General features: G+C 59.2%; 21 protein-coding genes. 6 read left to right on the forward strand and 15 right to left on the reverse strand.

Annotated features, from left to right (window positions below):
- Window positions 1-22: 22 nt before the first annotated feature.
- Window positions 23-571 carry a 5-formyltetrahydrofolate cyclo-ligase gene (locus tag AKU79_RS06645; RefSeq protein ID WP_050522810.1) on the reverse strand — a complete coding sequence of 183 codons (549 nt, stop codon included), beginning with the start codon at window positions 569-571 and terminating at the stop codon, window positions 23-25.
- Complete coding sequence (gene mgtE / locus AKU79_RS06650) at window positions 553-1,923, reverse strand: magnesium transporter (protein ID WP_050522811.1); 1,371 nt, start codon at window positions 1,921-1,923, stop codon at window positions 553-555. The genes AKU79_RS06645 and mgtE overlap by 19 nt, the downstream gene beginning before the upstream one ends.
- A gap of 129 nt (window positions 1,924-2,052) precedes the next feature.
- On the opposite strand from mgtE, the gene guaD reads away from it, so the two are divergent.
- Complete coding sequence (gene guaD, locus AKU79_RS06655) at window positions 2,053-3,333, forward strand: guanine deaminase (protein WP_050522812.1); 1,281 nt, start codon at window positions 2,053-2,055, stop codon at window positions 3,331-3,333.
- 98 nt (window positions 3,334-3,431) lie between these two features.
- Here guaD and AKU79_RS06660 read toward each other — a convergent pair whose 3' ends face one another.
- From AKU79_RS06660 to nrdR, 4 genes are all read right to left on the reverse strand, one after another.
- Window positions 3,432-3,752 (reverse strand): ribonuclease E inhibitor RraB, encoded by a 321-nt coding sequence (locus AKU79_RS06660; protein WP_050522813.1) that lies wholly within the window; start codon window positions 3,750-3,752, stop codon window positions 3,432-3,434.
- Window positions 3,753-3,812: 60 nt separating this feature from the next.
- The gene (locus AKU79_RS06665; RefSeq protein ID WP_050522814.1) at window positions 3,813-5,147 is read right to left on the reverse strand and encodes an 8-oxoguanine deaminase; all 1,335 of its coding nucleotides are present in this window, start codon (window positions 5,145-5,147) and stop codon (window positions 3,813-3,815) included.
- 107 nt (window positions 5,148-5,254) lie between these two features.
- Window positions 5,255-6,337 (reverse strand): bifunctional diaminohydroxyphosphoribosylaminopyrimidine deaminase/5-amino-6-(5-phosphoribosylamino)uracil reductase RibD, encoded by a 1,083-nt coding sequence (ribD, locus tag AKU79_RS06670; RefSeq protein ID WP_050522815.1) that lies wholly within the window; start codon window positions 6,335-6,337, stop codon window positions 5,255-5,257.
- A complete protein-coding gene (gene nrdR, locus AKU79_RS06675) occupies window positions 6,334-6,801 on the reverse strand; it encodes a transcriptional regulator NrdR (protein WP_050522816.1) in 468 nt (155 codons plus the stop codon). Before nrdR ends, ribD begins: the two co-directional genes overlap by 4 nt.
- Before the next feature lie 244 nt (window positions 6,802-7,045).
- Here nrdR and yghX point away from each other — a divergent pair, with 244 nt between their 5' ends.
- A complete protein-coding gene (yghX, locus tag AKU79_RS06680; protein WP_050522817.1) occupies window positions 7,046-7,933 on the forward strand; it encodes a YghX family hydrolase in 888 nt (295 codons plus the stop codon).
- Here the strand turns inward: yghX and AKU79_RS06685 are convergent.
- Window positions 7,930-8,346, reverse strand: coding sequence for a secondary thiamine-phosphate synthase enzyme YjbQ (locus AKU79_RS06685; protein ID WP_050522818.1), 417 nt, complete (start codon window positions 8,344-8,346; stop codon window positions 7,930-7,932). The two genes, yghX and AKU79_RS06685, sit on opposite strands and share 4 nt — an antisense overlap.
- Window positions 8,347-8,435: 89 nt before the next feature.
- Here AKU79_RS06685 and AKU79_RS06690 point away from each other — a divergent pair, with 89 nt between their 5' ends.
- Window positions 8,436-9,011 (forward strand): DedA family protein, encoded by a 576-nt coding sequence (locus AKU79_RS06690; RefSeq protein WP_050522819.1) that lies wholly within the window; start codon window positions 8,436-8,438, stop codon window positions 9,009-9,011.
- A 62-nt stretch (window positions 9,012-9,073) separates the two neighbouring features.
- On the opposite strand, the gene rpoD is transcribed toward AKU79_RS06690, so the two are convergent.
- From rpoD to AKU79_RS06725, 7 genes are all read right to left on the reverse strand, one after another.
- Window positions 9,074-11,062: an RNA polymerase sigma factor RpoD gene (gene rpoD, locus AKU79_RS06695; protein WP_050522820.1), complete on the reverse strand. Its 1,989-nt coding sequence runs from the start codon at window positions 11,060-11,062 to the stop codon at window positions 9,074-9,076.
- Between the two features lie 202 nt (window positions 11,063-11,264).
- Window positions 11,265-13,235 (reverse strand): DNA primase, encoded by a 1,971-nt coding sequence (gene dnaG, locus AKU79_RS06700; protein ID WP_050522821.1) that lies wholly within the window; start codon window positions 13,233-13,235, stop codon window positions 11,265-11,267.
- 172 nt (window positions 13,236-13,407) lie between these two features.
- Window positions 13,408-14,556, reverse strand: a complete 1,149-nt coding sequence (locus tag AKU79_RS06705; RefSeq protein ID WP_050522822.1) for an amidohydrolase — start codon at window positions 14,554-14,556, stop codon at window positions 13,408-13,410.
- Window positions 14,550-15,053, reverse strand: a complete 504-nt coding sequence (locus tag AKU79_RS06710; RefSeq protein ID WP_050522823.1) for a sarcosine oxidase subunit gamma — start codon at window positions 15,051-15,053, stop codon at window positions 14,550-14,552. The genes AKU79_RS06705 and AKU79_RS06710 overlap by 7 nt, the downstream gene beginning before the upstream one ends.
- Entirely contained in the window at window positions 15,046-17,955 is a 2,910-nt protein-coding gene (locus AKU79_RS06715; RefSeq protein WP_050522824.1) for a sarcosine oxidase subunit alpha family protein, read from the reverse strand. The genes AKU79_RS06710 and AKU79_RS06715 overlap by 8 nt, the downstream gene beginning before the upstream one ends.
- Window positions 17,952-18,251 (reverse strand): sarcosine oxidase subunit delta, encoded by a 300-nt coding sequence (locus AKU79_RS06720; protein ID WP_050522825.1) that lies wholly within the window; start codon window positions 18,249-18,251, stop codon window positions 17,952-17,954. Before AKU79_RS06720 ends, AKU79_RS06715 begins: the two co-directional genes overlap by 4 nt.
- 9 nt (window positions 18,252-18,260) lie before the next feature.
- Window positions 18,261-19,511, reverse strand: a complete 1,251-nt coding sequence (locus tag AKU79_RS06725) for a sarcosine oxidase subunit beta family protein (RefSeq protein ID WP_050522826.1) — start codon at window positions 19,509-19,511, stop codon at window positions 18,261-18,263.
- 170 nt (window positions 19,512-19,681) lie between these two features.
- Between AKU79_RS06725 and msrB the strand changes: the two genes are divergently transcribed.
- The gene (msrB, locus tag AKU79_RS06730; protein WP_408002838.1) at window positions 19,682-20,164 is read left to right on the forward strand and encodes a peptide-methionine (R)-S-oxide reductase MsrB; all 483 of its coding nucleotides are present in this window, start codon (window positions 19,682-19,684) and stop codon (window positions 20,162-20,164) included.
- A 66-nt stretch (window positions 20,165-20,230) separates the two neighbouring features.
- Here msrB and AKU79_RS06735 read toward each other — a convergent pair whose 3' ends face one another.
- A complete protein-coding gene (locus AKU79_RS06735) occupies window positions 20,231-21,661 on the reverse strand; it encodes a Glu/Leu/Phe/Val family dehydrogenase (protein WP_050522828.1) in 1,431 nt (476 codons plus the stop codon).
- Between the two features lie 475 nt (window positions 21,662-22,136).
- Between AKU79_RS06735 and AKU79_RS06740 the strand changes: the two genes are divergently transcribed.
- Both AKU79_RS06740 and AKU79_RS06745 read left to right on the forward strand, forming a co-directional pair.
- Complete coding sequence (locus AKU79_RS06740; protein ID WP_156209528.1) at window positions 22,137-23,741, forward strand: VWA domain-containing protein; 1,605 nt, start codon at window positions 22,137-22,139, stop codon at window positions 23,739-23,741.
- Window positions 23,738-24,340, forward strand: coding sequence for a TadE/TadG family type IV pilus assembly protein (locus AKU79_RS06745; RefSeq protein WP_156209530.1), 603 nt, complete (start codon window positions 23,738-23,740; stop codon window positions 24,338-24,340). The genes AKU79_RS06740 and AKU79_RS06745 overlap by 4 nt, the downstream gene beginning before the upstream one ends.
- Window positions 24,341-24,348 lie beyond the last annotated feature (8 nt).

The following is a 24,348-nucleotide window of genomic DNA, read 5'->3' on the forward strand; positions in this document are numbered from 1 at the left end:
TTCAGGTTTAAGTCGAAACGCTTTAGAACAGGCGCACCCCGTTTTCCGTCACCATCGCGTCCAGCCTTTGATCTGTCGGCTCTATCGGGACGGCTGCCATTTCCTGCCCTGCAAAGGCAAATCCGACGGCCAGAACAGACCCCCGCGCGCGCAAACCCTCTAGCGTCCGGTCATAAAACCCGCCGCCATAGCCCAGCCGATAGCCGCGGGCATCAAACCCCACCAGCGGCACAATCAGCACCTCCGGCTCGACCCAGGCCCCTTCGGCCGGAATCATCGCGCCGAATTCGCCCGCCACCAGTGCACATCCTGGCGACCATTCGCGAAACCGCAACGCCTGCCCCGCCCCCATGATCACCGGCACACAGACCACACCCTGATGCGCGGCCATCGCGGGCAGCGGGTCAATCTCGGTCCGCATCGGCATATAACCGGCCAAAACGCGGCCGCGCTGATCGGCCAGAAAATCCGCCAAAATCTCGGCCGCTTGGCCCTGCCCCGCGTCAAACGCCCGTTTGCGCGCCGCAAATGCCTGCGCCCGTGCAGCTTTCTTTACAGCAATATCCACGATGCCAGCTCCAAGAACGCAAAGAAACCAACGACATCTGTCACCGTTGTCACAAACGGCCCCGAAGCAAGCGCCGGGTCAATGCCTAACCGCTGCAAGGTCATCGGAATCAGAATGCCCCCCGCTGCCGCCGCGATCAGCGTCAAAATCATCGCCACCCCGATCACCAGCGCCAGCATCGGCAACCCGAACCAAAACCCCGCAATCAGCGCCATCAGCAACCCGAACACACAGCCGTTAATCGCGCCCACTGCCGCCTCACGCCGAATAACCCGAAAGGCGTTCTGCGCCGTCAAATCGCGCGTGGCCAGTGCGCGCACCGCCACCGTCATCGTCTGCGTCCCCGCATTGCCGCCCATCGAGGCGACAATCGGCATCAGCACCGCCAAGGCCACCAGTTGGTTAATCGAATCCGTAAATTCCGAGATCACCATTGACGCCAAAATCGCAGTAAACAGGTTCACCAACAGCCAAACCGCCCGGCCCTTTGCGGCCTCGAAAATCGTATCCGACAGGCTGGCTTCATCGCCAACACCAGCCATACGCAGCATGTCTTCCTCATGCTCTTCGTCCAGCACGTTCATCGCGTCATCGATGGTAATGACGCCAACCAACCGGTCGTTTTCATCGACCACAGGGCAGGAAATCAGGTGATACTGGTTAAAGATATAGGCCACATCGGCCTCGGGCTCGGTCGCCTCGATCGTGCGAAAGCTGTCTTCCTCAATCTCTTTCAACGGCACTTCGCGGCGCGACGAAAGCACCCGCCCCAGCGTCACATAGCCCTTGGGCTTCATCGCGGGGTCAACCAGAATCACATGGTAGAACTGGTCCGGCAATCCTTCATTTGATCGCATGTAATCAATGGCTTGCCCAACATTCCAATGCTCGGGCGCCACAACCACCTCGCGCTGCATCAAACGGCCGGCCGAATAATCGGGATAGGAAAGCGCCTGTTCAACCGCCACCCTGTCCGCCGCCTCAAGCGCGCCCAGAATGCGGTCGTGGTCTTCTTCCTCAAGGTCTTCCAGAATGTCGACAACGTCGTCGGTATCCAGCTCGCGCACAGCCTCAGCCAGAACATCCGGCGACAGCTGGTCGATCACCTCTTCGCGGATGTTTTCATCCAGTTCCGACAGAATCTCGCCGTCAATCCCATCTGGCCACAACGCAATCAGATCGCGACGGTCGCTCGGGCTGATCTGCTCCAAAAGGTCGGCAATATCCGCCGCGTGCAGCGGGTCCAGCAACTCATCCAGCCGCGTTGCATCCTGCGCCTCGACCGCATCCTGAATGGCCTCGACCCGGCGGGCATCCAGCACATCTTCGTCCAATTCTTCGATGTCGTCGGACATAAATCCCCCTTAGGCCTGATTACCGCGACCCTACGATAAAGTGCTTCAAAGAAACAGGGGTGACAGGCAAATTTACTACGCCCGCAAAACGGCTTACTATGACGCAAAACACAGTTACAGGCGCGTAAAATGACGGAAATCCTCCTCGGCCAAACCCTCTCCTTTCACGGCGACCCCTTTGTTCTGGGGCCGGAATCCGTGCGGGTTGAACGCCAAGGCGCCGTCGTGCTGTTGGGGGGCGAGATCATCGACACCGGCACAGCCGATGCAATGCGCAAGGCCTACCCGCAAGCCGCCATTACAGATCACGGCAACTGCTTGATTTCACCGGGTTTTATTGACCCGCATGTCCATTACCCGCAAACCGCTATTATCGCCAGCTGGGGCAAACGGCTGATCGACTGGCTCAACACCTACACCTTCCCCGAGGAAATGCGCTTTGCCGACCCCGCCTATGCGGCCGAGGTCGCCGCGCGGTATTTCGACCTTACTCTGGCCAATGGCACCACCACCGTTTGCTCTTATGCCACCATCCACCCCGCCAGCGTCGATGCGTTTTTCGACGCCGCCAAAACCCGCGGTCTACGGGCCTATGCAGGCAAAACCTGTATGGACCGCAATGCACCCAATGGCCTGCAAGACACTGCAAAATCCGCCTATGATGACAGCAAGAACCTGCTGGAAAAATGGCACGGGGTTGATCGGCTGTCCTACGTCATCACCCCCCGCTTTTCGCCCACCTCGACGCCTGACCAACTCTCAGCCCTCGGCGCACTCTGGCACGAGAACCAATCCTGCCTGATGCAAACCCATTTGTCTGAACAAACCGACGAAATCGCTTGGGTCAAAACCCTGTTCCCCACCGCCTGCGACTACCTTGATACTTACGAACAGCACGGCCTTTTGGGCATGGGCGGCCTTTACGGCCACGCAATCCACCTTGAACCGCGCGAGGTTGACCGCCTGACCGAGGTCGGCGCCAGCCTGATCCACTGCCCCACCTCAAACACGTTCATCGGCTCTGGCCTGTTTGATATGGAATCGATGGTCGCGCGCGGGTTGCGCGTCGGCCTCGCCACCGATACCGGCGGCGGCTCGTCCTTCTCGATGCTGCGCACAATGGCTGCGGCTTATGAGGTGGCACAACTGCGCGGCACCTCGCTGCACCCCGCCCAACTTTGGTGGCTGGCCACCCAGGGCTCGGCCCGCGCCCTGCATGCCGAAAAGAAAATCGGAAATATCGCCAAAGGGCTCGAGGCCGATCTGGTCGTCATCGACCTCGCCTCTACCGCCGCCATCGAACAGGCCACCCGCCGCGCCGAAACCATCTGGCAATCGGTTTTCCCCACCATCATGATGGGCGATGACCGCGCAGTCAAAGCCGTCTACATCGCAGGCAAACTACGCTAACCCGCTTTCTTTTCGGCAAAAATATCCCGGGGGATCGTTGCATTGCAGGGCAATGCAACCTCGCCTTCAGGCGCAGGGGGGCAGCGCCCCCGCCCCAGTTACTCCACCAATTCCCAACCATCCGGCTCAAAGCCGAACTTCAACGCCACCTCGGTCGCGCGCTTTTCTTCGGCCCAAATCGCGGCGGCCGAAATCTCCATCTCGCCCGTCCGCGCTTCCAGCGTCTCGCCGTCCTCATCCTGCCGCGTTACAAATCCCAGCGCTTTCAACGCCTTCTCGGCCGCTGCAAAGGGTGCATCCACCTCATCGGCCAAGAACAAAAAGTTCACCACGGCGCGTTTGGGCAGGCTTTCAATCTTGCCAATCTCGACAAAGGTTTCAAACGTCTCGGCTTGCTGGGCTTTGTAATCATGGCTCATGGCGGCATCCTTTGTTCAGCTTTCCCCTTTCCTGCCCAAAGCCGGCCCCCATCGCAAGCCCTATTCCATCAAGCGCCGTGCCAGCTGGTTTTGCCGTGCCACCACCCTGCCCAGATCAATCGTCACCATCGCGCCGCCCCGCACCACCTCGCGCCCTTCCACAATCAAATCCCGCACCCGCATCGGCCCCGCCAGCAAAAATGCCACGGGGTCCCAAGACCCTGCCGCCTCAATCCCCGACACATCCCAAATCGCAATATCGGCGCGCTTGCCCACCGCAATCGAACCACAATCCTTGCGCCCCAGCACCCGCGCCCCGCCCAGTGTGGCTATCTCCAACGCCTCACGCGCGCTCATCGCATCGGCGCCCCGCGTCACCCGCTGCAACAGCATCGCCTGCCGCGCCTCGGCCACCAGATTACCCGCATCATTGCTGGCCGAGCCATCAACCCCCAGCCCCACCTTTACACCAGCGTCGCGCATCGCCCGCACCGGTGCAATCCCCGACCCAAGCCTGCAATTGGAACAGGGGCAATGCGCCACGCCCGTGCCAGTTCGTGCAAACAAATCAATCTCTTGCCCGTCCAGCTTCACACAATGCGCATGCCAGACATCATCGCCCACCCAGCCCAGATCCTCGGCATATTGCCCCGGTCGGCAGCCTAATTTTTCCAGGGAATAGGCAATATCCTCATCATTCTCGGCCAAATGCGTGTGCAGCATCACGCCTTTATCGCGCGCCAACAACGCCGCATCACGCATCAGATCGCGGCTGACCGAAAACGGCGAACATGGCGCAATGCCCACCCGCACCATCGCGCCCTCAGCCCTGTCATGGAACCGGTCCACCACCCGAATGCAATCTTCCAAAATCGCGGCCTCACGTTCCACCAGCGCGTCAGGGGGCAGCCCGCCATCGCTCTCGCCAATGCTCATCGCGCCACGTGTGGGGTGAAAGCGCAAGCCAACCTCACCCGCCGCCGCAATCGTATCATCCAGCCGCGCGCCATTGGGATACATATACAAATGGTCCGAGGTCATACTGCACCCCGTCAGCGCCAGTTCCGCCAAACCCACCTGCGCCGAGGTAAAAATCTCTTCCGGCCCGAACCGCGCCCAAATCGGATAAAGCGTTTTCAGCCAGCCAAACAGCAGCGCATCCTGCCCCCCCGGCACCGCCCGCGTCAGGGTTTGGTACAAATGATGATGGGTGTTCACCAAACCCGGCGTCACCACACAGCCCCGCGCATCAATCACCCGGCCAACTGTTGCCAACCCAACTCCCACGGCAGCGATAACCCCGTCGCGCAGCAAAACATCAGCGCCCGCCAGCTCGCGCCGCGCATTATCCATCGTCACCAAAACTTCGGCGTTTTTGACTAAAATTTCGTTCATTTTACAGGCCCATTTTCACCCCCCTTCGGTGAAACAGGCCCAAATTGCGCGACAGAAGGGGGAAAAAGGACTCGCGCAGGCAGGTCGAATTTACCTTAAATCATCCATCAGTCAAACCGCCAAATGCTCTGCACATCGCCGCCCACCGCCCTTTGCGATACCAGCCGCAAGCGCGGCGCATCGGCCAAAGCGGCCAGCCGCATCGGCCCTACAGCGGGCAGCCCTTCGGCCCCGATCACTGCCCCCGCTGTAAAGGTCACCAGATCATCCACCAGCCCCGCGCCAATCAGCGCCCCCGCCAGCCCTGCGCCGCCTTCGCAAAACACCCGCGTCACGCCCTTGGCCGCCAACGCCGCAAGCCCCGCGCGCAGGTCCAGATGCCCCAGATGCATCGGCACCGCCAGCAGCTCTGCCCCCGTCGCCGCCCAATCATGGCCATCAGCCCCCGCAGCATGCAGCATCCACACCGGCACCGCCCGCGCCGTCTGCCCCAGCCGCCCTTTGGGGCAACTGCGCAGCCCGCTGTCCACCACCACCCGCACCGGCTGATGCACTGGCCCCATGTCGCGCACCGTCAAATCGGGGTCATCGGCCAGAACTGTGCCAGAACCCACCATCACCGCATCATGCGTCATCCGCATCAAATGCACGGCCCTGCGCGCCGAAGCCCCTGTAATCCAACGGCTTTCACCTCTGCCAGTGGCGATCTTGCCGTCCAAGGTTGTCGCCAGCTTCAACGTCACCAAAGGCAAGCCTTGCGTCACGCGCTTGAAAAAACCGCGGTTCAAAACCCGCGCTTCCTCGGCGCACAGCCCCTCATTCACCGTTATACCCGCCGCCCGCAGCATGGCATGGCCCTTGCCCGCAACACGCGGATCGGGGTCGGTCAAAGCGCTGAAAACATGGGCGACACCCGCCGCGATCAGCCCTTCGGCACAGGGCGGGGTTTTGCCGTGATGGGCGCAAGGTTCCAGCGTCACATAGGCCGTGGCCCCGCGCGCAAGCGCGCCCGCTTGGTCCAGCGCCATCCGCTCGGCATGTGGGCGCCCGCCAGTTTGCGTCCAACCGCGCCCGACAATCCGGCCATCCCGCACCAAAACGCAACCCACCGCCGGGTTGGGCCAAACACGGCCAAGACCACGCATTGCAAGCTGCAACGCGTGGCGCATATGGGCGTGATGGTCGGTCATTCCTCGGATGTTGCGCCCGGCCGCAGCTCGGACACGAACTTATCAAAGTCATCCGCCGCTTGGAAGTTCTTGTAAACACTGGCAAAACGTACATATGCCACCGTGTCGATCCGCGCGAGGCTTTCCATCACGATCTCGCCGATCACCTTTGATGAAATATCCGTCTCGCCCAGACTTTCCAGCCGCCGCACAATGCCAGAAATCATCTGGTCAATCCGCTCGGGGTCGATGGGGCGCTTTTGCATCGCCATCCGCATCGAGCGTTCCAGCTTGGTGCGGTCAAAATCTTCGCGTTTTCCGTTGGATTTAATCACCACAAGGTCACGCAACTGCACACGTTCATAGGTGGTAAACCGCCCACCACAGGCCGGACAAAACCGCCTGCGCCGGATGGATACATGGTCCTCAGCCGGGCGGCTGTCTTTGACCTGGGTGTCGATATTCCCGCAAAATGGGCAGCGCATAGGCTTGTCCCCCTCGTTTCTTGTTTTTCCTGCCTCAGATGCGGGGGTTTACCCCCCTGCTTATGCATAGGACTATAGGCAGACGCACAGGTCTTGGGTAGCGGATATTGGCCTATCCCACATTTGGTGCCAAGGTGTGGCGCGTTAGACTCAACTTTTGGCGCAGTTCACGGGCATGTCAGCTTGTCTCACGCAAATTCATGCTACCTTCTTACCCTTACAAATCGCAAAAAGAGGAGCAACCATGACACGCTTGACCGCCAAGGATTTCGCCCCCGAACTGTTGGAACTCTATGATTTCTACGCCCATGGGAAAATCACCAAACGCGAGTTTTTGGACCGCGCCGGCCGCTTTACCGTGGGCGGCCTTACCGCCGCCGTCGTGCTGGGAATGATGAGCCCCGATTACGCATTGGCCGAGCAGATTTCCTTTAATGATCCTGAAATTACGGGCGAGTATGTGATGTACCCCTCGCCGAATGGCCATGGTCAGGTGCGGGGCTATCTGGTTCGCCCAGCGGCCGCTGCCGGGCCCCTTCCCTCGGTCGTCGTCGTGCATGAAAACCGTGGGCTGAACCCGTATATCGAAGATGTCGCCCGCCGCTTGGCCAAGGCCGGTTTCATGGCGCTGGCCCCCGATGGCCTTACCTCGGTCGGCGGTTATCCCGGCAATGATGAAAAAGGCCGCGAGCTGCAACAAACCGTTGATGGCACCAAGCTGATGAACGACTTTTTTGCCGCCGTCGAATGGCTGATGGCGCATGAGGCTTCGACAGGCAAGGTCGGCATCACCGGCTTTTGCTATGGTGGCGGTGTCGCCAATGCCGCCGCTGTGGCCTATCCCGAACTGGGCGGCGCCGTGCCGTTCTATGGCCGCCAACCTGCCGATGCCGATGTGCCCAAAATCAAGGCGCCGCTGCTGATCCACTACGGCGAACTGGATGAACGCGTCAACGCAGGCTGGCCCGCCTATGAGGCCGCACTCAAGGCCGCTGGCACCACCTATGAGGCCTATATCTATGAAGGCGCCAACCACGGCTTCCACAATGACAGCACGCCGCGCTATGACGAAGCGATGGCAAATCTGGCGTGGGACCGCACAATCGCGTTCTTTGAAAAGAACCTGGCCTAACGCAGCATCGCGACCACCTCACGCCGGTGCGGCTGGTCGCGATGTTCGAAAAGGTAAATCCCTTGCCATGTTCCAAGCGTCATCCGCCCAGAAATGACAGGAATCTGCAAGCTGACAGGCAGCAGCGCCGCCTTGATATGCCCCGGCATATCATCCGGCCCTTCATAGGTATGGGTTAAATACCGCATCAGCGGGTCGGTGGTCGGCGGCACCAAGCGGTGAAAATAGGCCTGCAAATCTGTCTGCACTTCGGGGTCGGCGTTTTCCTGTATCAGCAAGCTGGCCGAGGTATGGCGGATGAACAGCGTCAACACGCCCTCCGCCCCCGTATAGGTCTTTACCCAAGCAGCCACCTGCGGTGTAAACTCATACAGGCCGGGGCCGTTTGTGGTGATGGAAAAACGGGTATTCATCGGCACTCTTTCGCGTCCGCGACCAAATTGCATCTTGCAGCTTTCGCCCAAGGCCCTATTTGAAACGCATAACACAGGTAAAGGCCTAAATGTTCGCCCCCTCTGACCTAATCTCTCAATTCGGCTTGCTGGCCGTGTTCGGTACAGCCGCAGTCGAGGGCGACGCGGCGGTCGTCACCGCTGGGGTCTTGGCACAACGCGGCCTCCTGCCGCTTTGGCCGGTAATTTTCGCCGGCATGGCCGGAGGCTGGTTTTCCGACTTGCTGATCTATCACCTTGCGCGCCGTTATCGCCACCATCCCCGCACCATTCGCGGGGTCGAGGCAGCGCGTAAGTGGCGGTTTTTCAACATGTTCGTCGCCTACCCGATGCTGCTTGCGCTCGCCATCCGCTTTATGCCCGGTGTGCGCACTGCAGGCCCCGTGGCCCTTGCGACCGCCACCCCGATCACGCCGCTGCGCTATACCATCCTGACAGGTATTGCCGCATTCATATGGTCGTTCATTCTGGTGCATGTGGGCCGACAAACCGGCCATGTCATCGCCCGCCTGTTCAAAGGTTTTGACCTGCCGGAATGGGTCGAGATCGGAATTCCGGTGGCGATTGTGCTGGTCCTAACGGTGTTCGCCGTGCGCAAATGGCGCAAACGGGTGCCGGGGGCGTAACTGGCACCACGTGTGCAGCAAATACTCAGCCCATAAAAAAGCGCCCCGAAGGGCGCTTTCTTTTATTGATCCAGGAACGACCGCAGTTTCCGGCTGCGGCTTGGGTGCTTCAACTTCCGCAGCGCTTTCGCCTCGATCTGGCGGATACGTTCGCGGGTAACGCTGAACTGCTGCCCCACCTCTTCCAACGTGTGGTCGGTGTTCATACCGATGCCAAAGCGCATCCGCAAAACACGTTCCTCACGCGGTGTCAGCGATGCCAGCACGCGGGTCGTGGTTTCTTTCAGGTTCTCCTGAATCGCACTGTCCAGCGGCAACACGGCGTTCTTGTCTTCGATGAAATCGCCAAGCTGGCTGTCTTCTTCGTCGCCAATCGGGGTTTCCAAGGAAATCGGCTCTTTGGCGATTTTCATCACCTTGCGCACTTTTTCCAACGGCATTTGCAGCTTTTCTGCCAATTCCTCGGGCGTCGGCTCGCGGCCGATTTCATGCAGCATCTGGCGACCGGTACGAACCAGCTTGTTGATCGTTTCGATCATATGCACTGGAATACGGATCGTGCGGGCCTGATCGGCGATCGAGCGCGTAATTGCCTGACGGATCCACCATGTTGCATAGGTGCTGAACTTGTAACCGCGACGGTATTCGAACTTATCCACGGCCTTCATCAGGCCGATGTTACCTTCTTGAATAAGATCAAGAAATTGCAGGCCGCGGTTGGTGTATTTTTTGGCAATCGAGATAACCAGACGAAGGTTCGCTTCGACCATTTCCTTCTTGGCCTGACGCGCCTCTTTTTCGCCCTTTTGCACCTGGTTCACAATGCGGCGGAATTCGGAAATATCAACCCCGACGTAAGAGCCAACCTGCGCCATCTCTTCGCGCAGTTCTTCTACCTTATCGCGGCTTTTCTCCATCAGGGCCTGCCAGCCGCGCCCGTCTTTGGCGGCCATACGGTCCACCCAGGTCGGGTCCAGCTCATAGCCCTGATATTCTTCGATAAACTCACGGCGGTTGATGCGGGCCTGATCGGCCAGCTTTACCATACCCGAGTTGATCGCCATAATCCGGCGGTTGATGCCGTAAAGCTGGTCAATCAGCGCTTCGATACGGTTGTTGTGCAGGTGCAATTCATTGACCAACAAGACAATTTCCGAACGCAGCTTTTGATACGCGTCTTCTTCATTGGTGCTGAAACGGTCTTTCTTGTTCATCGTCGCCGACATCCGCAGCTCTTGCATTTCAGCAAGCTCGGCATAGTCATGCGCAATCACTTCCAGCGTTTCCAGCACGCGCGGCTTCAGCGCGGCTTCCATCGCGGCCAGTGACATGTTCGAGGCTTCATCATCCTCGTCATCATCATCACTGCGCGACAACGGGTTGCCGTCGGCGTCCAGCTCGGGGCCGGTATCGGCCTCGCGCTTGGGTGCGCTTTCGCTGCCTTCGCCAAGACCGCCTACCAGACCGTCTTCGCCTTCGCCGTCCATGCCACGGTCGAATGTCGATTCAAGGTCGATCACATCGCGCAGCAAAATATCTTCGGACAAAAGTTCGTCGCGCCAGATGGTGATCGCCTGAAAGGTCAGCGGGCTTTCACAAAGGCCCGCAATCATCGTGTTGCGGCCGGCCTCGATGCGCTTGGCAATCGCGATCTCGCCTTCACGCGACAGCAGCTCAACCGAGCCCATTTCGCGCAGGTACATCCGCACAGGGTCGTCTGTGCGGTCCAACGTCTCGGCCGCGGCCCCTGCCAACGCCATCTCGCGCGGGCCACCACTGGCTGCCACCAGCTCACCACCGGTAGAGCTGTCTTCCATCTCGTCTTCTTCGGTGACCTGAATGCCCATTTCGGACAGCATGGACATCACGTCTTCGATCTGGTCCGAAGAAACCTGCTCGGGCGGCAGTACCGCGTTCAGCTGGTCATAGGTGATATAGCCACGCTCGCGCGCATCCGCGATCATCTTTTTGATAGCAGCTTGGCTTAAATCCAACGAGCCATCGGTCTCGGAGTCGTTTTGCTTGCTGTCGTCGGTATCTTTGGCTGCCATGGATGCTCCTTAGGCCGGATGGTCGGTGTGCAAAACCGAATCACTCGGTCGAATGTACGAATCATTAGCGCGAATCAGGGGATTAGAAAGGCTTTCGCCCTTATTTTCCCATGATTAGCTCGTTTATCAGCTTTCTTGGGGAAGTTAAAAGGCCTGTGCTGCGGATTTGTCATCTTGGTGGCCCTAACGCCCAGCTTACCCCCTATGTCTTGGAACGACCATTGCGGCCAAAATCGATTCGGTCCCACAGGCTGCGCGCTTCTTCCAGTTCCTCGCGGTCCATTTCCACCCCGTTTTCGGCAACAAACCCTTCGCCTTTCACGGCTTCTGGCCCTTTGGCGGCCAGAAAACGGGCCTCGTTGGCCTGCGCCAGCCGCCATGTCAGGCCTTCATCGACCAGGCCGTCCAAATCCTCAATCGCCTCATTCACTTCACGACGCCCACCACGAACCGAGCGCAGTTTGCGCAACATATCCCCGACGCAGATCTTGGCAAACTCGGGGTCTTCGGTTTTCAGAATGGGTGGCGCTGTGATGACATGGTTTTGGTGAAGCAAGCTTTCAACCACCGCGCGGTGACTGTTGCGCAGTTTTTCCATCGCCTCGTCGCCTGCGCCCAGATGCAGCAAGGCGACGCGCAGCCGGTCTTCGTCGGGGTCCGAAAACTCCATCCGGTCCAGCACCGGTTCAAACTCGGCAATCAGGCCGGGGTGGGTCAGCATCGCCGCAAGGATGATCTGCTCCAGCAGCCGCTCGTCGCTATTGCCCAGCACTAGGGCCGAAGATTTGGTCGTGGCGATCGGCGGCAGCTTGGGCTTCCACGCGCCTTTGCCCCCCGGCGCCCACTCTTTGCGGGGCGTCCATTCCTTTTTCGGCCCAAAGCCGCGCGACTGGCCAAACAGCTCCATCCGCAGACGTTTGATTTCCTCGCCATAATGGCCGCGGATTGACGCATCCTTGATCCGCATCAACGCCGTGCGCAGGGTTTTATCCAGCGCGGCCTTGCGTTCCGGGCTGTCAAATACCCGCCCTTCGGTTTCACGCTGCCACAGCAGGTTGACCATAGGCTGGGCGGCGTCCAACACCTTTTGCATCGCGCCTGCGCCTTGCGCCTTTAGCAAATCATCTGGGTCGAGGCCCGCAGGCAGCACCGCAAAGCGCAACCCCTGCCCCGCCTCTAGCAACGGCAACGCCAAGTCAATTACCCGCAGCGCCGCCCGCAAACCCGCCGCATCGCCATCCAACGCGATCACCGGCTCAGGGCTAACACGCCACATCAGGCGCAGCTGATCCTCGGTCACCGCAGTTCCCAAAGGCGCCACCGTGGCCTTGAACCCCGCCTCAGACAGCGCGATCACATCCATATAGCCCTCGGCCACGATCAAAGGCGCGCCTTTGCCTGCCGCCTCACGTGCGGGGGCAAGGTTGAACAGGTTGCGGCCTTTGTCGAACAGCTCGGTTTCCGGCCCGTTCAGATATTTCGCCCGCGCATTCGGGTCGAGGGACCGGCCGCCAAGGCTGATCGCGCGGCCCCGTGCATCGCGGATAGGAAAGATGATGCGCGCGCGAAACCGGTCATAGGGCGCGTCATTATGGTCGGACACCGCACAAACACCGCTGGCGAGGATAAGATCCGGCGCGAACCCTTTGGCTTTCATCGCGGCAAACACCGCTTGCCGCCCCTCGGGCGACCAACCGATATCCCAGCGGTCCTGCGCGTCTGCCTTTAACCCCCGCCGTTCCAGATAGTCGCGCGCGACCTGGCCCGCGCTGGTTTTCAACTGAAGGCGGCAAAACTTGACCGCCTCTTCCATCACCTCGGCCAGTTGGCTGCGCCGATCGGCCTTTTGGGCGGCTTGCGGGTCGCGGGCGGGCATTGGCATCCCTGCCTCGCGCGCCAACAACTCGACCGCCTCCATGAAGCCGAGGTTTTCGGATTCCATGATAAAGCCCAGCGCATCGCCTTTGGCGTGGCAGCCAAAACAATAATAAAACCCTTTGCGATCATCGACATGAAAGCTGGCGGATTTTTCCTGGTGAAACGGGCAAGGCGCCCACATGTCGCCTTTGCCCTGATTTGATTTGCGCATATCCCAAACCACCTTGCGCCCAACCACTTGGGACAAGGAGACGCGATTGCGCAATTCATCAAGGAAACCGGCTGGTAGACTCATGTTCTATATATCGGCCTGATGGGCGCGATAGGCAAGCGGTGCGAATGCACGAAACGGCGGCGGGGGGGGCTGTCTGCCCCCCCTCTTGGCCTTGCGGCCAGATTGCATTGCCCTGCAATGCAACAATCCCCCCGAGGATATTTGTGCCGAACAGAAAGACGCAAGCCTTTGGTTAGCCCAAGATATCACGCACCAGCCAGGCAAAGAGTCTGGTGCCGATAGGAATAAGGTCATCCGGGAAATCGTAATCGGGGTTATGCAAGGCAGGATGCGCCAAACCTGCGCCCAGAAACACCATTGCGCCTTTGGTGCCCGTTTGCGCGCCAAAGCGGCCAAAATCCTCTGAGGCGCGTTCGGGCAAGGGGCCCGCTGAATGCGCAATGCCCAGCGCATCCAAAGCATCGGCCATTCGGCGCGTGGCCTCGGGGTTGTTGACGCTGGCCGCGAAATCATCGTGATAGCTGATGGACAAACGCAACCCATGCGCCTGCGCCTGCGATTGTGCCAATGCCTCGGCCTCTGCCCGCAATGCGGCCATTGGTGCGTCCAGCAGGGTGCGCAAGGTTACCCAGATCTCGGCCCGCGCGGGCGAGACACCAAAGCTCGGCTCGCCCATCACCGCATGTGTTACGGTGGCCAGCCGGTAATCGGGGCCCAATGCGCCGCCCGGCCCCAAGGCAGCCAAACCGGGGATAAGCTGCGCCAGCGCCAGCCCCGGCGACACGCCGCGTTCCGGCTGTGCAGCATGGCTGGTCTTGCCTTCAAGGATGATTTTCAGACCGACCGAGGCACAATTCACCGCCCCTTCGGCCAGCCAGCATTCACCCAGTTTGCAACCCGGCCAATTGTGCAGCGAGAAAGCCCAATCAGGGCGCAAGGCTTCATAGCGCGGGTCTGCAATCACTGCCGCAGCGCCTGACCCGTCTTCCTCGGCCGGCTGGAACATCAAGATCACGCGGCCTGTTGCGGGCCGTTTGCGCGCCAAAACCCGCCCAAGCCCCAAAAGCACCGTCATATGCCCATCATGGCCACAAAGATGGCCCTTGCCATCAATCGCCGACCGATGCGGCGCGTCTGAAAGCTCATGTATCGGCAGCGCGTCCAATTCGCAGCGAAACAGCACCGAGGGGCCTGCCACACCGCTGTCAAACACCGCCGCGACGCCGTGGCCGCCAAGGCCCGTAACCACCTTATCCGGCGCACGCCCAAGCGCATGCACAACCCGCGCCGCCGTTTCCACCTCTTGCCCCGATAGCTCGGGGTGGCGGTGCAGGTCGTGGCGCAAGGCGATCAGTTCGGCAATATCCGCATTGGTCAACATGCCAGTCGCGCCCCCCGCATTTTAATCACCGTTGCCAGTTCGTGCCAGGCCGTCTGCGCCATCGAGCGGAACACCAGCAGCTCAAACCCGCCTGCCACGGCAATCACTATCACCGCCATATGGCCCAACTGGGTACGCGCGCAGTCCCCAACCGCCAATCTGCGCAGATCAACCGGCACCAGCCGCGCCAGCACATCGACCGCACCCGCGCCCAACAGCGACAATCCGGCCCAGCCATCGCTTTGGTCGGTTACAGCCGCAACCTCTGCCCAATCACCAACCGGACCGCCGATCAGAAATGCCTGCCCCCGCCCTGTCCAGACCAGACGCGCGGCCCCATCGGCCACCACTGTATTCGGCGCCGGAAAGCCGGGCACCGCCATGTCAAACGGCGCGATCGATGTCACCTGCCCCAAATCCACCTCGGCCAGCGTTACCCCTGCCGAAACCAAAGGCGCCTGCCCCCAAAGCGGGCTTTTCGCGATAAGGTTAACCACGCAAAAGCCCCCCCTCTTTGTCATAAAACACAGGGTCGCTTACCTCACACAGCAGGTCAATCCCGCGCAAGTGATCGACCAGCCGCACCATTTCGCCGTGCCGCGCCCGCCCGTCTTGCAAAAACGCCAACCCCAGATAGCCCCCCAGCGTGGGCGAGTAGCACACACTTGTCACGTAACCCTGATCGTTCTCGCGCTTCACCTCGGCGCCCGGCGCAAACAAATGCGCCCCCGCCGAAATCATTGCGTCATTCACCGGCCGCAAGCCCACCAATTGTTCGCGCCCCTCCAGCAGCCCCGGCCGCAACGCTGCCCCTTTGCCGATGCAGTCTTTCTTGGCCGAAATCATCTTGGCCATGCCAATATCAAACGCCGTTATCCGCCCGTGAATCTCGGAATGGGTGATAAACCCTTTCTCAATCCGCAAAACGTTCAGCGCCTCCATGCCATAGGGCCCACCACCCAGCGTCTCGGCCCGTGCCAACAGGTCGCGAAACAGCGCCTCGCCATAGCGCGCGGGCACGGCAATTTCATACCCCTGCTCGCCCGAAAACGAGATCCGGAACAGCCGCGCGGTCACATCGCCAAGCTGCACCAAAGCACAGCCCATAAACGGTAAATCCGCCTGCGTCAGCGTATCTATCAACGTCTTGGCCATTGGCCCTGCCACGGCAAATTGCGCCCATTGTTCGGTCACGGAAATGAACCGCACCTCCCAGCCCGCGCAATAGGCCTGCGCCACAAACTCCAGATGCCGCATCACAAGGCCCGCCGCCGCCGTGGTCGTGGTCATCACATAGTGGTTCTCGGCCAGCCGCGCCGTGGTGCCATCATCCAGCACATGCCCGTCAGCCCGCAACATCAACCCATAGCGCACGCGCCCGATAGGCAATGTTGAAAATACATTCGTATAGACCAAATCCAAAAACCGCGCGGCATCACGGCCCTGAATATCAATTTTACCCAAAGTAGACACATCACAAACGCCAACCGCGCTGCGCACCATTGCCACTTCGCGGTCACAGGCCTGCCGCCATGTCACCTCACCCGGGCGCGGGAAATAGCTGGGCCGGTACCACAGCCCTGCCTCGATCATCGGCGCGCCGCGTTCCACGCTGGCCGAATGCGAGGTCATGAACCGTTGCGGCGCAAACCCCTCCGCCCGCCCGCCAGCCCCGATTGCAGCAATAGAAACCGGACTGAACGGCGGGCGATAGGTCGTCACCCCCGTCTGCGCAATCCCCCGTCCCGTGGCATCGGCCAATACGGCCAAGGCCCCGATGTTCGAATTTTTGCCCTGATCCGGCGCCATGCCCTGCGTGGTATAGCGCTTCATATGCTCGACACTGGCAAAGCCTTCCTGCGCCGCCTGCCGCACATCCTTGGTCGTCACATCATTGGCAAAATCCAGCCAGGCACGGCGGCTGCCCTTCACCTCCCAAACAGGCATGATGTCATAGCCTGCCTCATCGGCCTGCGGCACGGCGATCGGTGCCACTTTATGCCCCAAGACCGCCAGCGCGGCGGCGGCCACCTCGGCCCCATGGGCAAGGCAATGGCCCAAGGAAAACACCCCTGCCGCCGCCCCCGCCACATGCAACCCCGGCACAGCCCCCGCCTGCGGCACAAACGCCGCCAAGGCCCCATCCCATTGCGGCCGCCCGTTCATGTGGCAGGTCAAATGCACCAACGGGTTCCAACCCCCTGAAACCCCAAGACAATCCGTCGCAAGCTGAACCTCGCCACCATGATAGCGAAAGGTAATACCCGTCAGCCCATGCCGCCCTGTGGTGCCGATCACCTCGGCCCCCGTGTAAACCGGGCAATCCTCTGCGACCGAGGCATCAGGCCGCGCGTCAATAATCGCCACAACTGTCACGCCAGCCGCCATCAGGTCGCGCGCGGTTTGGCGGGCGTCATCGTTATTGGCAAAAATCGTGACCCGCTTGCCCGCCGCCACGCCATATTGGTTCAAATAGGTCCGCAGGCTCGATGCCGTCATAATCCCGGGCCGGTCATTCCCCTCAAATGCGATCATGCGCTCCTGCGCGCCTGCCGCCAAAACCGCCTGCCCCGCCACAATCCGCCAAAAGCATTCGCGCGGCAAATCCGGCCGCGCCGCCAGATGCAGCCCCACCCGCTCCAACGCACCAAAGGTCCCGCCGTCATAGGCCCCTGTCACAGTGGTCCGCCGCATCAGCCGCACATTCGGCGCCGCCTCCAACTCGGCCAAAACCTCTGCCACCCAGTCCTGTGCAGGCTTGCCGTCAATCTCGGCACTATCCGCCAGCAACCGCCCGCCCATCTGCGCTGCCTCATCGGCCAAAATCACATCGGCCCCCGCCCGCGCCGCCTGCAAAGCCGCCATAAGGCCCGCAGGCCCCGCGCCAATAACCAGCAGGTCACAAAAGGCAAAAGCCTTTTCATACTCCGCCTCGTCATGGCGCCCAGACAAACTGCCCAGCCCCGCCGCGCGCCGGATCAGCGGCTCATAAATCCGCTCCCAAAACTTGCGCGGCCACATGAACGTCTTGTAGTAAAACCCCGCCGTCAAAAACCGCGACGCAAGGTCGTTCACGGCCAACACATCATACTTCAGGCTCGGCCAGCGGTTCTGGCTCTTGGCCTCCAACCCCTCATAAATCTCTTGCACCGTGGCCCGCACATTCGGCGTCTGCTGGCGACCGTCGATCACCTCTACCAGCGCGTTCGGTTCCTCCGATCCCGCCGTCATCACCCCGCGCGGGCGGTGATATTTGAAACTGCGCCCAACCAGCCGCACCCCATTCGCCAACAAAGCCGAGGCCAGCGTGTCGCCTTCAAACCCGCGATACTCGACCCCGTCAAACCGAAAGCGGACCGGCGCCAAACGGTCAACACGCCCTTTGCCCTCGATCCTCATAGCGCACCCTCTTCAGGCTTCATCTTGGCCAAAATACCTACGCCACCACCGGCCACCTGCACCACGTCAGAAATCTTGTGCGTGACCGTGTTTCGCGTCACCAGCAACCACGCAGCGCAGCCCATTTCATGGTACCAAAGGTCCCGCACCTCACCCGCCAAATTGTCGCGCAAATGCAAATGTGCGTCGATCGCATCGAAATCCCCAAGTGCCGGCTGCGTCAGATAATCCTCTGACCCATAATAATAAAACTCTCTCCGGTCGCGCGGGCCACAAAGCGGGCAGGTAATACGCATGATGTTCCCTTAGTGCAAATTGTGCTGCGATCCGGTGCCTTCTTCATCCAAAAGGTGCCCGGTCTTGAAACGGTCCAAACGGAAACGGCGGGCAACGGCATGGCTCTCACCCGTCGCCATCAAATGTGCCATGCACCAGCCGCTTGCAGGCACCGCTTTAAAGCCCCCATAGTTCCAACCCGCATCGATAAACAGCCCGTCAACCGGCGTCTTATCGATGATGGGGCTGCCATCCGGCGTCATATCCATAATCCCGCCCCAAGATCGCAATACCTTGGCCCGCCCGATCATCGGCATCAGGGTCATCCCCGCCTCCATCACATGCTCGACCATCGGCAGGTTCCCACGGCTGGCGTATGAGGCGTAAAAATCAATATCGCCGCCAAAGACCAACCCGCCCTTATCCGACTGGCTGATATAAAAATGCCCCATGCCAAAGCTGACAACATGGTCAATGCACGGCTTCAACCCCTCGGTCACAAAGGCTTGCAACACATGGCTTTCAATCGGCAGGCGCATCCCCGCCATAGCCGCCACCTGCCCCGAGCGCCCCGCCACCACCATGCCAACCTTGCGGGCGCGGATGCTGCCGCGCGTGGTCTGCACGCCAACAACGCGGCCGCCCTCTATATCAATCCCCGTCACCTCGCAGTTTTGAATCAAATCCACCCCGCGCTGGTCGGCACCACGCGCATAGCCCCAGGCCACCGCATCATGCCGCGCCGTGCCACCCCGCGGATGCAGCAACCCGCCGTAAATCGGAAAACGCGTCTGCTCGAAATCCAGATACGGCAGATGCTGCCGCACCCCTTCGCGGTCCAGCAAAATCGCATCATCGCCTTGGTTAATCATCGCATTGCCGCGCCGCACAAAGGCATCGCGCTGCCCGTCGCTATGGAACAGGTTAATCAACCCGCGCTGGCTGTGCATCACGTTATAGTTCAGCTCGGCCTCCAGCCCCTCCCACAGCTTTAGCGAATGACTGTAAAACTCGGAATTGCCCGGCAAAAAATAGTTCGCCCGCACAATCGTCGTGTTGCGCCCCACATTCCCCGACCCGATATAACCCTTTTCCAAAACCGCAATATTGGTCAGCCCGTGGTTCTTGGCCAGATAATACGCGGTTGAAAGCCCATGCCCGCCGCCGCCGATAATGATCGCGTCATATTCGCCCTTGGGGGCAGGGTCGCGCCAAACCGGGCCCCAGCCCTTATTACCGAAAAGCCCTTGGGTTATGACCTTAAGCCCAGAATACCGCATCTGCTTGCCCCTTCGTGTCCCACCCAGAGAACCCGCCTTTCGCCACAAAGACAAGCACATCCGCGACAGTAGATGTCGCAGCCATCCATCACGCCGCCCTATCAGCATTGTGATGAAACTCTTGGCCCCATTCTGCCGTATATTCAGCAGGAATAAAGGAGAACCCCATGCTGACACGCCGTATCTTCATCACAACAACACTTGCCGCCGCAGGCGCAACCGCCCTACCCGCCTTGGCCGCCGAGTTTGAAATAACCCTTTCGGATGCCGAATGGAAAAAGCGGCTGTCACCCGCACGTTTCGCCGTTCTGCGGCAAGAGGCAACTGAAAAACCGTTTTCCAACAGCCTGAAAGGCGAATCCTCGCCCCTGCTGAAAGAGGCGCGCAGCGGCACCTATACCTGTGCGGGTTGTGACTTGCCGGTGTACAGTTCGGAAACGAAATACGACAGCGGCACCGGTTGGCCCAGCTTTTATGATGCCATCAAGGGCAATGTTGGCACCAAAGAAGACAACACATTGTTTTCCAAACGTACCGAGGTGCATTGCCGCCGCTGTGGCGGGCATTTGGGCCATGTGTTCAACGACGGGCCAAAACCCACGGGCAAGCGCCACTGCCTCAACGGGTTGGCGTTGAACTTTACCGCCGCTTGAAGCAATCGAACCAAAACCACGCAAAAGGGGCCGCGACTACCGGCCCCTTTTGTCATTATCAAACCTTTACAGACCTTTTGATTGATAGGTCGCCGCCACACGGCTGATCGACACAATATAGGCCGCAACGCGCAGATCTTCGACATCCCCGCGCCCGTGCCACACCTCACGCATCGCCTGATAGGCCGTGCGCATCGTGTCATCCAACCCCGAGCGCACCAGCTCCAACTCGCCCGCGCCCCTCAGGTATTTCTCCTTGAAATTGGGCGACATCGTCCAGCCAAGCCCTTTGTCCGCCGACAGTTTTTCCAGCTCGTTCACCAGCAGGATATGCCGCGCTTCCTCGGCCCGGCGCTGCATCCGGCCAAAGCGGATATGCGACAGGTTCTTGACCCATTCGAAATACGAAACCGTCACACCGCCTGCGTTGGCATACATATCGGGAATAATCACCACGCCTTTCTTGCGCAAAATCTCATCCGCGCCAAAGGTGATCGGGCCATTGGCCGCCTCGATGATCAGGTTCGCCTTGATCCGGTCGGCGTTGTTCAGGTTGATAACCCCTTCCAATGCCGCCGGAATCAGAATGTCGCATTCCTTTTCCAGCACCACGGCGCCTTCGGCCACATATGCCCCCTGCGGATAGCCTTTGATTGACCCGTGTTTGGTGATCCACTGGCGCAGATCTTCGATATTGATGCCGTCATCATTCACAATCGCGCCGTCCCATTCGATTACGGCGGTTACAATCGCGCCGTCCTCTTCGGTCAGGAACTTGGCGGCATGATAACCCACATTGCCAAGCCCCTGCACGATCACCTTTTTACCATCCAAACCGCCCGAAAGGCCGGCCATCTTCTTGTCTTCCTCATAGCGGAAAAACTCGTGCAGCGCGTATTGCACCCCGCGGCCTGTCGCCTCAACCCGGCCCTGAATACCGCCCGCATGGGGCGGTTTGCCGGTCACACAGGCCTTGGCGTTAATATCGGCCGTGTTCATCCGCGCGTATTGATCGGCAATCCATGCCATCTCACGCTCGCCTGTGCCCATATCGGGGGCCGGTACGTTTTGCGCAGGGTTGATCAGATCGCGTTTAATCAGCTCATAGGCAAACCGGCGCGTGATCGATTCCAGCTCATGCGGCTCCCACGCGCGGGGGTCGATGCACAGCCCGCCCTTTGACCCGCCAAACGGCGTCTCAACAAGTGCGCATTTATAGGTCATCAACGCCGCCAGCGCCTCGACCTCGTTCTGGTTCACCGACAGCGCATAACGTATGCCGCCCTTGACCGGTTCCATATGCTCGGAATGCACGGAACGGTAACCCGTGAACGTCTCAATTTTGCCACGAAGTCGCACACCAAACCGTACCGTATAGGTAGAGTTGCACACCTTGATCTTTTGCTCCAGACCGGGGCTCAGATCCATCAGCGAAGTCGCCCGATTGAACATAAGATCAACAGAGTCGCGAAAGCTCGGCTCACCAGTAATGTGCATATAAATCTCCCTCTTACCCCCAAGCATTGGGTGGTTTGCTTTTGCTACGCTAGCCTGCTGCGCCTAAAATTTCACCAGAATAAAAACTTTTTCTGCAGAAAAGGAAATTCGACGCAAGCCCGCCCCTAGGCCAATTCCGAACGCAACAAAATCGCCTATCCGCAGGCTTTTCTGCCAGTTTCCCCGATTCGGTTGCCTTGATTTTGGCCCATTCTGTTCACCATCCGCACAGATTTCGACCGCAGACGCATTGCGACAATCAGCATTTGTCGCGGCCTTGCGAACAATCCCCCTAAACGCGGTTCAGCGTTTCCATCGCTGTCAAATGTTCCACTTTTCGCGCCAAAAAAGCCACATTTTTGCCAGATATGGCTGGTCAATTGGGGGATGGGAAAAAGGTGTGTAATGCCCGGACAATCTCCTTGTGGCGCGTTTTGCCAAGGCAGACTGGGTAATTGGTATAAAGGGTACAACAATGACAACCGAGTTCAAGCGGCAGGCGAAAAACAATCGTCCGTCGCGCGGCAAAGACTGCCTGGCGTCTACGCGCAGGCCGTCCGTCCTTTGCTTTGCCAAAGGCGAAGACGGGTCTCTGCTGGTGCTCGGCTTGATGATGTTTCTGATTATGGCGATGATGGGCGGTCTGGCGATCGACCTTATGCGCTATGAACAGCGCCGCACCCAGTTGCAGCAAACGCTTGATCGTTCGGTTCTGGCGGCTGCCGCAATGAACCAGAAACTGACCGGCGAATCTGTTGTGACCGATTATTTCGCCAAGGCCGGCATGGCCGACAAACTCGATTCCGTGCTTGTAGACAAAGGCGACAACTACCGCATCGTAACTGCCACAGCCAGTTCCAAGATGGATACCTATTTCATGCACATGATGGGTGTTGACGAGCTTGAGGCAGATACCGCCGCCGTTGCGGAACAACGCGTGTCCAACATCGAAGTATCAATGGTGCTCGACATCTCCGGTTCGATGGGCGGTTCGCGTATCAACAAGCTGCGCCCGGCCGCAAAAGAATTCGTAACCACTGTTCTTGCTGCCGCCGAAGCGGGGCATGTGTCCATTTCTATCGTGCCCTATAACGCGCAGGTCGATATTGGCAAATCGATGATGGACTCGTTTAACGTCAACGATAACCACGCCTACTCGGCTTGTGTCGAACTGCCTGATTCAGCCTTCACCACAAATGACCTGTCTACCACAACTGCGTATGTTCAAAACGCCCACTTCGACCCGTATAATTACACCTCGGGTTCAAGCAACATGCTGTACAACTGCCCTCCGCAAAGCGGCAACATCGTAACGCCGCCGACAGATAGTGAAAGCGATCTGCATGCTGCGATCACAAATTTGGTTGTTGGCGGCAACACGTCCATTGATGTTGGGGTTAAATGGGGTGCCTATCTGCTGAACCACAACGCCAATTCGGTTATAAAGAACCTTGTAACCGCCGGCAAAGTTCCCAGCAAATTCAACAACCGCCCGCTGGATCCGGTTACAGAAGACGTGTTAAAAGTGCTGGTTGTAATGACCGATGGCGAGAACACCACCGAGTATAAAATTAACGACCCCTACAACTCGGGCAATTCCAACATTTTCGTACATAAAACCAATGACCGAGTGTCGGTTTACTTTGACCGCCCGAACACCACTTCGGACTGGTGGTGGCCGCGCACAAATTCATGGAACACTGACCGCGATGGTGGCGGCAAAGATAACAAATACAATAACCTAACCTGGCCAGAGGTTTGGAAAGAGTATTCGGTTACCTACGTTGCCTACCACTTCTATGCGTTGGCATTGAATGAAAACTATAACAACTGGCGCAACACGTTCATGACGTCGGTGTACAGCAACAAAGACACGCGCCTGCAGCAAATCTGTACCGCCGCCAAGTCCCAGAACATCGTGATTTACGGCATCGGGTTTGAGGCACCTTCCAATGGCCGGACGCAGGTGCGCAACTGCGCGTCCTCTTCGGCCCATTACTTTGATGCAAGCGGCTTGGAAATTTCCAGTGCCTTTCGTGCCATCGCCAACAACATTAGCCAGTTGAGGTTGACGCAATGACCCAACTCAACTTGAAAAGGGTTGGTCTTTTGCCAGCACGGGGTCCAAGGCTGATAAGGCTAAAGCTGCTGGCGCGGTTCAAAACCCATATTTTCCGGGTGCTGAAACGCGAAGAGGGCACCGCCGCAATTGAATTCGTGATCTGCATTCCGGTGATTATGACGATCTTTATTGCCTCGATTGAATCCGGCGTGTTGATGACGCGTTATATCATGCTGGAACGGTCTGTTGACATGGTGATGCGCAACTTGCGGCTGGGCGAATACCCCGACCCGACTCCGGCGTTTCTAAAAGCCCGGATTTGCGAGCGCGCCGTCGTTTTGCAGCATTGCGAAGATAACATCACCATTGCACTTGAACCGATCTCGACAACCACATGGGCGTTTCCACCACGCAACGCAGGCTGCGTTGATCGCGAAAACAAACTTAGCCCATCGGTTACCTACAACCCAGGGGCGGCGCATGAAATCATGATGGTGCGTGTCTGCGTGACCCAGGATGCCATGTTCCCGACCACCGGCATCGGCCTTAATCTGCCCAAAGACCCGTCAGGTGGATATGGCCTGATCGCCACCTCGGCCTTTGTGAACGAACCATGAGGAATTCG

The organism is Pseudorhodobacter wandonensis (genome assembly GCF_001202035.1).
GTDB classification, from domain to species: domain Bacteria; phylum Pseudomonadota; class Alphaproteobacteria; order Rhodobacterales; family Rhodobacteraceae; genus Pseudorhodobacter; species Pseudorhodobacter wandonensis.

Coding starts and splice junctions, on each gene's coding strand:
- rpoD (WP_050522820.1), bottom strand. CDS start 11,062: ATGGCAGCCAAAGATACCGACGACAGCAAGCAAAACGACTCCGAGACC.
- AKU79_RS06745 (WP_156209530.1), top strand. CDS start 23,738: ATGACCCAACTCAACTTGAAAAGGGTTGGTCTTTTGCCAGCACGGGGT.
- AKU79_RS06660 (WP_050522813.1), bottom strand. CDS start 3,752: ATGAGCCATGATTACAAAGCCCAGCAAGCCGAGACGTTTGAAACCTTT.
- AKU79_RS06740 (WP_156209528.1), top strand. CDS start 22,137: ATGACAACCGAGTTCAAGCGGCAGGCGAAAAACAATCGTCCGTCGCGC.
- AKU79_RS06690 (WP_050522819.1), top strand. CDS start 8,436: ATGTTCGCCCCCTCTGACCTAATCTCTCAATTCGGCTTGCTGGCCGTG.
- AKU79_RS06735 (WP_050522828.1), bottom strand. CDS start 21,661: ATGCACATTACTGGTGAGCCGAGCTTTCGCGACTCTGTTGATCTTATG.
- AKU79_RS06720 (WP_050522825.1), bottom strand. CDS start 18,251: ATGCGTATTACCTGCCCGCTTTGTGGCCCGCGCGACCGGAGAGAGTTT.
- dnaG (WP_050522821.1), bottom strand. CDS start 13,235: ATGAGTCTACCAGCCGGTTTCCTTGATGAATTGCGCAATCGCGTCTCC.
- mgtE (WP_050522811.1), bottom strand. CDS start 1,923: ATGTCCGACGACATCGAAGAATTGGACGAAGATGTGCTGGATGCCCGC.
- AKU79_RS06665 (WP_050522814.1), bottom strand. CDS start 5,147: ATGAACGAAATTTTAGTCAAAAACGCCGAAGTTTTGGTGACGATGGAT.
- AKU79_RS06725 (WP_050522826.1), bottom strand. CDS start 19,511: ATGCGGTATTCTGGGCTTAAGGTCATAACCCAAGGGCTTTTCGGTAAT.
- AKU79_RS06685 (WP_050522818.1), bottom strand. CDS start 8,346: ATGAATACCCGTTTTTCCATCACCACAAACGGCCCCGGCCTGTATGAG.
- ribD (WP_050522815.1), bottom strand. CDS start 6,337: ATGACCGACCATCACGCCCATATGCGCCACGCGTTGCAGCTTGCAATG.
- AKU79_RS06715 (WP_050522824.1), bottom strand. CDS start 17,955: ATGAGGATCGAGGGCAAAGGGCGTGTTGACCGTTTGGCGCCGGTCCGC.
- yghX (WP_050522817.1), top strand. CDS start 7,046: ATGACACGCTTGACCGCCAAGGATTTCGCCCCCGAACTGTTGGAACTC.
- AKU79_RS06705 (WP_050522822.1), bottom strand. CDS start 14,556: ATGTTGACCAATGCGGATATTGCCGAACTGATCGCCTTGCGCCACGAC.
- nrdR (WP_050522816.1), bottom strand. CDS start 6,801: ATGCGCTGCCCATTTTGCGGGAATATCGACACCCAGGTCAAAGACAGC.
- guaD (WP_050522812.1), top strand. CDS start 2,053: ATGACGGAAATCCTCCTCGGCCAAACCCTCTCCTTTCACGGCGACCCC.